This window comes from Streptomyces enissocaesilis (assembly GCF_039533765.1).
GTDB lineage: Bacteria > Actinomycetota > Actinomycetes > Streptomycetales > Streptomycetaceae > Streptomyces > Streptomyces enissocaesilis.
In genome coordinates this window covers 1-1,279 of sequence record NZ_BAAAUD010000076.1, presented here as the reverse complement: position 1 = coordinate 1,279, position 1,279 = coordinate 1, and the positions used below count along the sequence as shown (strand labels likewise).

Sequence of the window (1,279 nt, the reverse complement as noted above, 5' to 3'; positions counted from 1 at the left end):
GGGGTCATGTCCACGGGAGTGGTGTACGAATCGCCCACCTTTGAGGTGGTTGAGGAGATGGAGACGGTCACCGCTTGATCCTTCGAACTGACGAAAGTACCGAAGGAGAGATCAAGCGATGACCGCACCCAAGAGTGTGGACGTTGGCCGGTTCCTGCGTGAGGAACTTGGCTCGGCGTCACCCGATCTGCTGCGTTCGATGGTGAAGACGTTCGCCGAAGCGCTCATGTCCGCGGAAGCTGACGCCGTGTGCGGCGCACCGTACGGGGAACGCAGCGACGAACGCACGAACCAGCGCAACGGCTACCGGCACCGGGACTGGGACACCCGCGCCGGCACGGTCGAGCTGGCGATCCCGAAGTTGCGGCAGGGCAGCTACTTTCCGGACTGGCTGTTGCAGCACCGCCGCCGCGCCGAACAGGCGCTGATCTCGGTGGTGGCGACCGCGTACCTGCTGGGGGTGTCGACCCGCCGGGTGGAGAAGCTCGTGGAGCAGCTCGGCATCACCGGGCTGTCCAAGAGCCAGGTGTCGGAGATGGCGGCGCATCTGGACGCGCAGGTCGAGGCGTTCCGCAACCGGCCCCTGGACGCCGGCCCGTACACGTTCCTGGCGTTGGACGCACTCGTGGTGAAGGTCCGCGAACGCGGCCGGATCGTCGGCGTGCACACCCTCGTCGCCACCGGCGTCAACAGCGACGGGCAGCGGGAGGTCCTCGGCCTGGACGTCACCAGCGAGGAGGACGGCGCCGGCTGGCTGGCGTTCCTGCGCTCCCTCACCGCGCGTGGCCTGTCCGGTGTCAAACTGGTGGTGTCCGACGCCCACCGCGGTCTGGTCGCAGCGATCGGGGCTACCCTGCCCGGCGCGGCGTGGCAGCGATGCCGCACCCACTACCTGCGCAACCTGCTGCCGAAGGTCCCGAAATCGGCGCAGCCATGGGTCGCGACCCTGATCCGCACGATCTTCGACCAGCCCGACGCCGACGCCGTCCAAGCGCAGTACACCCGCACCGTGACGACCCTGGCCGAACGATTCCCCGACGCCGCGGACCACCTCGACGACGCCCGCGAGGAACTGCTCGCCTTCACCACGTTCCCCCGCGTGATCTGGAAACAGATCTGGTCCAACAACCCCCAGGAACGGCTCAACAAAGAGATCCGCCGCCGCACCGACGTCGTCGGCATCTTCCCCAACCGCGCCGCGATCATCCGCCTCATCGGCGCCGTCCTCGCCGAACAAACCGACGAATGGACCGAAGGCCGCCGCTACATGGGCCTGGAC

Annotated in this window: 1 protein-coding gene; it reads left to right on the top strand. The window is 67.8% G+C overall.

Annotation, left to right across the window (positions count from 1 at the left end; translation table 11 throughout):
- Positions 1 to 118 precede the first annotated feature (118 nt).
- Positions 119 to 1,279: IS256 family transposase (locus ABD374_RS31585; RefSeq protein ID WP_344500060.1), on the top strand; the 1,161-nt coding region annotated here is incomplete at its 3' end.